The organism is Allofournierella sp., from assembly GCF_017889395.1.
GTDB lineage: Bacteria > Bacillota > Clostridia > Oscillospirales > Ruminococcaceae > Allofournierella.
Window position 1 is genome coordinate 1 of record NZ_JAGHKE010000115.1, and the last position, 6,888, is coordinate 6,888.

At 62.6% G+C, this 6,888-nt stretch carries 7 protein-coding genes and 1 riboswitch; all 7 genes read left to right on the forward strand.

Annotated elements, in window-relative coordinates; translation table 11 throughout:
- Positions 1 to 330: 330 nt before the first annotated feature.
- The gene (locus J7G73_RS12135; protein ID WP_291246443.1) at positions 331 to 2,118 is read left to right on the forward strand and encodes an HlyD family efflux transporter periplasmic adaptor subunit; all 1,788 of its coding nucleotides are present in this window, start codon (positions 331 to 333) and stop codon (positions 2,116 to 2,118) included.
- A 5-nt stretch (positions 2,119 to 2,123) separates the two neighbouring features.
- Positions 2,124 to 2,831 (forward strand): ABC transporter ATP-binding protein, encoded by a 708-nt coding sequence (locus J7G73_RS12140; RefSeq protein WP_343212759.1) that lies wholly within the window; start codon positions 2,124 to 2,126, stop codon positions 2,829 to 2,831.
- Positions 2,818 to 4,086 carry an ABC transporter permease gene (locus J7G73_RS12145; protein WP_291246444.1) on the forward strand — a complete coding sequence of 423 codons (1,269 nt, stop codon included), beginning with the start codon at positions 2,818 to 2,820 and terminating at the stop codon, positions 4,084 to 4,086. Before J7G73_RS12140 ends, J7G73_RS12145 begins: the two co-directional genes overlap by 14 nt.
- A 38-nt stretch (positions 4,087 to 4,124) precedes the next feature.
- Positions 4,125 to 4,210: riboswitch (Fluoride riboswitch) on the forward strand.
- 63 nt (positions 4,211 to 4,273) lie between these two features.
- Entirely contained in the window at positions 4,274 to 5,473 is a 1,200-nt protein-coding gene (locus tag J7G73_RS12150) for a chloride channel protein (RefSeq protein WP_291246445.1), read from the forward strand.
- A gap of 95 nt (positions 5,474 to 5,568) precedes the next feature.
- The gene (locus J7G73_RS13770; RefSeq protein WP_367113999.1) at positions 5,569 to 5,718 is read left to right on the forward strand and encodes an NAD(P)-binding domain-containing protein; all 150 of its coding nucleotides are present in this window, start codon (positions 5,569 to 5,571) and stop codon (positions 5,716 to 5,718) included.
- A complete protein-coding gene (locus tag J7G73_RS12155; RefSeq protein ID WP_367114000.1) occupies positions 5,709 to 6,245 on the forward strand; it encodes a pyrroline-5-carboxylate reductase family protein in 537 nt (178 codons plus the stop codon). Before J7G73_RS13770 ends, J7G73_RS12155 begins: the two co-directional genes overlap by 10 nt.
- Positions 6,242 to 6,888: HAD hydrolase family protein (locus J7G73_RS12160; protein WP_291246446.1), on the forward strand; the 647-nt coding region annotated here is incomplete at its 3' end. The genes J7G73_RS12155 and J7G73_RS12160, both read left to right, overlap by 4 nt.

The following is a 6,888-nucleotide window of genomic DNA, read 5'->3' on the forward strand; positions in this document are numbered from 1 at the left end:
GCACTAGGGCAAGCAGAGTGGCGATGCAGCGTTTGATCATTGAGAATCCTCCATTCATGCAGTTAAAAACGAGAACTTGCTCTGCGAAAATGGGCATATATTTTTATTATACAAAACAAGTGGGAAAAGAAAAGCCCCGGATAGCCCCAGATGGAATGAATTTACAATAGGTTTACAGGCTGTAAAGGTTACATAAAGGTTTGCCCTCACATATCTTTCACCCTTTGCACGGCGGCTTTTCACAAACTGCCGATAAAATAGGTTCGGTTTCCCGGCGGCAAACCGGCCCCGGGGGAAGGTTTTATTATCTACAAGGGGGAATCATGATCGATGAGTAAGGTGAAAACGGCCCTTGGCCGGGTGGGCGGATGCCTGGGACGGCACAAAAAGGCCCTGATTGCAGTGGTGTTGATTCTGGCGCTTGCGGCGGCCGGACTGTGGTATTTCCGGCTGCAGAGGCCTTCCATGCCTGTGGCGGTGCAGGGGGGCAGCTATGTGCGCACCGTGACCCTGCAAAAGGGTACGCTGGATGACTCCATCAGCGCCAGCGGTACCGTGGAGAGCAGCGATGTGTCCAACGTGACCACCGACCTGAAATACACCGTGAAGACGGTGAACGTGCAGGTGGGTGATATGGTCGAGGCGGGAGATGTGATCTGCACCCTGGACACCGAGAGCCTGGAAAAGAGCATTGAAAAGGCCAAGGAGGCCCTGGCGGACAGCATGGCCCAGGCGGAAAAGAACTACCAGAAGGCCCAGGAGAGCCTGACCGAGGCCCAGACCAACGCAAGCGAGGCCAAGACCAAAATGGACGAGGCGGAGAGTGAGAAAAACGACGCCTGGTCCGCCTATGACAGTGCCCGCAGCAAGGTGAGCTCCTTCCAGAGCGAGGCGGACAGCGCTGCTGCCTGGCAGGAGAGCGCCCTGAGCGCTCTGAACGATGCCATGGCGGTGACGACCCAAAAGCAGACCGCCTACAACGATGCCTATGGCGCATGGAAGACCGAGAGTGACCGGCAGCTGGCGGCGGGGTATCAGCCCGCCGAGGGCGACGCGGAAAAGCTGGCCGGCCTGAAGAGTGCAATGGATAATGCCCAGGTCCAGCTGGATGCGGCAAATGCGGCCCAGGCCAGCGCCCAGACGGCCTATGATCAGGCTTCCGTGCAGGCGCAGGAGAAGCAGAAGGCCCTGAGCGATGCACAGAACACCGTGGGGCTGACCGGCCTGCAGACCACCTACCAGCAGGCGCAGTCTGCCTATGAGCAGGCCAAGACCGCCTATGAGCAGGCGGTGAAGACCCAGGAGACCGCCCAGGATACCTGCGACGACGCACTGGAGAGCTACAATAAATCCACCGAGAGTGACGAGCTGACCGACCTGCAGGAGCAGCTGGAGCAGTGCACCCTGACCGCCGAGACCGGCGGCAAGGTGACCGCGGTGAACGCCACCGTGGGCAGCATGATCGAGGGCGCGGCGGCTACCATTCAGAACACGGATTCTTTGAAGGTGGCCATCACCATTCCGGAATATGACATTGAAAGCGTGCAGGTGGGCATGACCGCCCGCATCACCAGTGATGTGACCGACAAAGAGGTGAACGGCACCCTGAGCCAGATCTCGCCCACCGCCACCGGCGGCGGTTCCTCCTCCAGCAGTTTTGCGGCAGAGGTGACCGTCAATGATGCGGACAGCGGCCTGCTGATCGGCACCAACGCCAAGGTGGAGATCATCCTTTCCACCACCGAGGACGTGTTCACGGTTCCGCTGGATGCCATCGGCGAAAACGAGGCGGGCGAGAGCGTGATCTATGTGCAGACCGGCGAGGAAGACGGCGAGCCGGTGTTTGAGGAAATGACCGTGACCGTGGGCGAGCAGAACGACTACTACGCCCAGATCAGCGGCGCGGAGCTGGAAGAAGGCATGGTAGTGCGCGCGGCGGCTGACGCGGAGGAAGCCACCGAGGAGCTGGATACAAGCGCCATGATGCCCGGCGAGATGAGCGGCATGGCCCCCGCGGGAGAAGGCGGTATGCAGGGCCCGGTGGTCATTGCTGCCCCCGCGGATGGCGGTGGCGGCGGCCGCGGCGGCATGGGCGGCGGCCCGGCGATGGGAGGCTGATGCAGATGCAGCCGATCATTGACATGCAGGGCATTGTGAAACGGTATTATATCGGCAAGCCCAACGAGCTGGAGATCCTGCACGGAATCGACCTGCAGGTATATCCCGGGGAATTCGTGGCCATCGTGGGTGAGTCCGGCAGCGGTAAGTCCACCCTGATGAACATCATCGGCGCGCTGGACCGGCCCACCGAGGGTAGCTATACACTGGACGGTGTGGACATCACCCGCGCGAAGGACAAGGAGCTTTCGGTCATCCGTAATCGGAAAATCGGCTTTGTGTTCCAGACCTTCAATCTGATCGGGCGCACCAGCGCCCTGAAAAATGTGGAGCTGCCCATGCTCTACGCCGGAGTGCCCGCCCGGCAGCGCACCCAGCGGGCGAAGGAGCTGCTGGAGATGGTGAACATGAGCGAGCGGGCCCGCCACCAGCCCAACGAGCTTTCCGGCGGCCAGAAGCAGCGGGTGGCCATCGCCCGGGCGCTGGTGAACCAGCCTGCACTGCTGCTGGCGGACGAACCCACCGGCGCGCTGGATTCCGCCACCAGCCGTACCGTGATGGATATCTTCCACCAGCTGCACGCCAGAGGCATGACCATTGTGCTCATCACCCACAGCCAGGAGCTGGCTGCCGAGTGCGAGCGCATCCTGACCCTGCGGGACGGCCGGTTTGTGGGTGAGAGAAAGGGGGCGGGACGCAGTGCAGCTGTTTGACAACATCCGCCTGGCCTTCGGCAGTCTGTGGGCCAACAAGCTGCGGGCGCTGCTCACCATGCTGGGCATCATCATCGGCATTGGCTCGGTGATCGCCATCGTCACGCTGGGCGACTCGCTCACCGGCTCCATCACCGACAGCCTGCAGGGCTTCGGTATCAACAACATCACCGTGAGCCTGCAGCGAAAATCTGAGGACGATGAAACCACCGGTGGTGCGGTGCGCATGTTCGGGCTGGAGAATCCCTCCAGCGAGGACCTGTTCACCGACGCCATGATCGAGGAATTTCGCATGGCCTACCCGGAGCAGATCTATGCCATTGCGCTGAGCCAGAGCCTGGGCAGCGGTCAGGTGCAGCAGGATGACACCACCGTGCAGGTGAGCGCCATGGGCGTGAATGAGGAATACGCTCTGGCCAATGACCTGGAGCTGCTGCACGGGCGCTTCATCAAGGATTCCGACGGTGAGCGTCAGATCGCCGTGGTGAGCGATGTGTTCTGTGAAAGTGTGTTCGGCACCAGCGGCGCGTCGGTGCTGGGGCAGGAATTTGAGCTGACGGTGAATGGCCAGCTGCTCAAATTTTACGTGGCCGGTGTTTATGAATACGATGACGACGGCTTTGTGAGCATGACCGGGTCCGACCCGGTGACCGAGCTGTATCTGCCCATGGAAGCGGCCCAAAAGCTCAGCGGCGGCGAGAGCGGCTACCAGAGCTTTACCGTGGTGGCCGCCTCCGGCACCGATACGACTGCCTTCCTGGAGCAGGTGGAAAGCTTCTTTGCCAGCTTCTACACCCGCAACGAGAGCTACACCGCCGCAGCCTCCAGCATGGAGAGCATGCTGGAGGAGATGACCAGCATGCTGAATACCGTGAAGCTGGCCATCAGTGCCATTGCGGCCATCAGTCTGCTGGTGGGCGGCATCGGCGTGATGAACATCATGCTGGTGAGCATCACCGAGCGCACCCGGGAGATCGGCACCCGCAAGGCGTTGGGCGCGCCGGGCTTTGCCATCCGGATGCAGTTCATCACCGAGGCGGTGGTCATCTGCCTGGTGGGCGGCGCACTGGGTGTGGCGCTGGGCGTGGGCCTGGGCGCGGCAGGCGCAGGGCTGCTGGGCTATGCGGCAAAGCCCAGCCCTTCGGCCATCGGCCTGGCGGTGGGCTTCTCCATGCTCATCGGTGTGTTCTTCGGTTACTACCCGGCGGGCAAGGCCGCCAAGATGGACCCCATCGAGGCGCTGCGTTACGAATAACGCCTTGACAAAACCGCAAAGCGGCGGTATCCTGTTGAAAGCATACGGGGAATGAGGCACTCCCCCTGCGGGCCGGATGCGCCCGCCCAAACCGCCTGTTCGGGCTGATGGCTTCTGTGATCTGTGAATCACGGGGCCGTCAGCCCTTTTTGTGCGTATGGGGAAAGGCTTCAGCAAGGAGGAACCAATGAAAGAAATCGGAAAACAGGCGCTGCGGCTGCTGGCATTGTGTGCGGTGGCGGCGGCAGTGGGTGTGGCGGCCGGTGCGCTGGTCGCGGTGTTCGGCCGGGGATTGCTGGTCATTGGTGCGGTGCGGGACGCGCATCCCGGCCGGTGGCTGCCTTTTCTGCCTCTGGCGGGCGCAATTATTGCCTGGTGTTACCGGCGTTGGGGCAGTCGGGCGGGCCGGGGCATGGGACTGGTGATCGACGCGGCCTTTGACGAGGAAGAACGGATTCCCCGGCGGCTGATCCCCATGATCTTTCTGTCCACCTGGGTTACCCATCTGTTCGGTGGCAGTGCCGGGCGTGAGGGGGTAGCGGTGCAGATGGGCGCAGCTTTGGGCCGGGGAGCGGGTCGTCTGCTGTCAATGCAAAACGCAAAAAAATTGCTGCTCAAGGCCGGTATGGCAGCAGGTTTTGGCGGATTGTTCCGCACCCCTTTTGCGGCGGCGCTGTTTGCGGTGGAGGTCACGGCGGTAGGGCGGCTGGATCTGGAGGCGCTGCTGCCGGTGCTGACGGCATCGCTGGCAGCCAGCTGGACCAGCGGTGCGCTGGGACTGGAAAAATTCACTGTGGAGCTGACCGGTTTGCCCGTGCTGGACGGGAGCATGACGCTTCGGCTGGCTTGCCTCGGGATCTGCTTCGGCCTTGCGGGCGCGCTGTTCGCGGAGAGCCTGCGGCGGGCAAAAGCGGTGCTGGGACGACGGATGCAGAATCCGGTGGCCCGGGCTGCGCTGGTGGGAGCAGTGGTGGCGGCGGCGAGCCTTGCCTGTCACTGGGGCCGGTATTCCGGCCTGGGCACCAACCTGATTACAGCAGTCTTTTCGGATGGTACGGTTTACTGGTACGACTGGCTGGTCAAGCTGGTCTTTACCGTGGTGACTCTGGCCGGCGGTTTTCAGGGTGGTGAAGTTACACCGCTGTTCTCCATCGGCGCATCGCTGGGCGTATGGCTGGCTCCGCTGGCAGGAGTTCCGTTGCCGATGGCTGCGGCGGCGGGCTACTGCGCGGTATTTGGATCGGCCAGCCGTACCCTGCTGGCTCCGGCGCTGATTGCGGGTGAGGTGTTCGGCTGGGCGTTTTTGCCCTTTGGTTTGCTGTGTTGTGCAGCGGCCCGAGTGTGCAGCGGCAACGCCACCATCTATCCGGCCCAGCGCACGGAATAAGAATTGCAAAACAGGTCCTCAGCGGGTATACTGGAAGCAGAACATTGTCCGCGGGCTGCGGGCTTTACTGAAACATGGAAATGAGGCGTTTTGCGATGAGCTATACCTTTGGATTCATCGGTGTGGGCAACATGGGCGGCGCGCTGGCCCGGGCGGCCTGCCGCTGGAACCCCCGCCAGGTGGTGCTGACCAACCGGAGCATGGAAAAGGCCATCTCTCTGGCACCGACCGGTTCGTGCTGGTAAGCATGGCCGCGGGCCTGCAGCTGGACCGTCTGGCCCAGATGCTGGGGCGGCCTGCCCCCATGCTGCGCATCATGCCCAATACGCCGGTGGCCATCGGCCAGGGCATGATCCTGTACACCGCCGGCCCCGGTGTGGACCGGGAGGATCTGGAGGAGTTCCTCATCAAGATGGACGCCGCCGGACGGTTCGACGCCATCGACGAAAAGCTGATGGACGCGGGCAGCTCGGTGTCCGGCTGCGGGCCTGCTTATGTGTACCAGTTCATTGAGGCTTTGGCGGACGGCGGCGTGGAATGCGGCCTGCCCCGGGCAAAGGCACTGGAATATGCCGCCCAGACCCTGGCGGGCGCGGCCCAGATGGTGCTGGAGACCGGCAAGCATCCCGGCCAGCTGAAGGACGAGGTGTGCAGCCCCGGCGGCAGCACCATCGCCGGAGTGCACGCGCTGGAGGAGGGCGGCCTGCGGGCCGCGGCCATCAATGCGGTGGTCAGAAGCTTTGCAAAGAACAAGGAGCTGGGCAAGCAGTGAGCAAATACAACATCAAGCTGGTGGGGCTGGACATCGACGGCACTCTTTTGAACAGCAAAAATCAGATCAGCCCCCGCAATCATGCGGCCATCCGGGCGGCCATCGACGCGGGCTGCCGGGTGATCCCGGCCACCGGCCGGCCGCTGCGGGGCGTGCTGCCGGAATTTCTGCAGATCCCCGGCGTGGACTACGCGGTTACCGCCAACGGAGCCACCGTGATTCGGCTGGCCGACCGGGAATTCGTGATCAAAAACTGGCTCAGCCGTCAGCGGGTCCAGCAGCTGTATCGGGCCACCGAGGGCCTTTGGCGGGTGTTCGACGTGTTTGTGGGCGGCAGCGGCTACAGCGAGAAGAAAAATCTGGATGCCGCCGAGGAGTGGGCCCCCCGCAATATGGCTCCCTATATGCGGATGAGCCGCCAGCCGGTGGAGAGCATTCCGGACTTCATTGCCGCCCAGGAGGGCTTTGAGAAGTGCAGCATGTTCTTTATCAGTGAGGAAAACCGGCAGAAGGTCCGGCAGATCGCTCAGGAGATGGGCGGCTTTTCCATCGTGTCCAGCGAATCCAACAATCTGGAGATCAGCGACGAGGGAGCGACCAAGGGGCTGGCCCTGCTGGAGCTGGGCCGGATGCTGGGCCTGGA

Bases quoted from the DNA above. Each gene is read 5' to 3' on its own strand.
- J7G73_RS12135 (WP_291246443.1), top strand. From the start codon at position 331: ATGAGTAAGGTGAAAACGGCCCTTGGCCGGGTGGGCGGATGCCTGGGA.
- J7G73_RS12140 (WP_343212759.1), top strand. From the start codon at position 2,124: ATGCAGCCGATCATTGACATGCAGGGCATTGTGAAACGGTATTATATC.
- J7G73_RS12150 (WP_291246445.1), top strand. From the start codon at position 4,274: ATGAAAGAAATCGGAAAACAGGCGCTGCGGCTGCTGGCATTGTGTGCG.
- J7G73_RS13770 (WP_367113999.1), top strand. From the start codon at position 5,569: ATGAGCTATACCTTTGGATTCATCGGTGTGGGCAACATGGGCGGCGCG.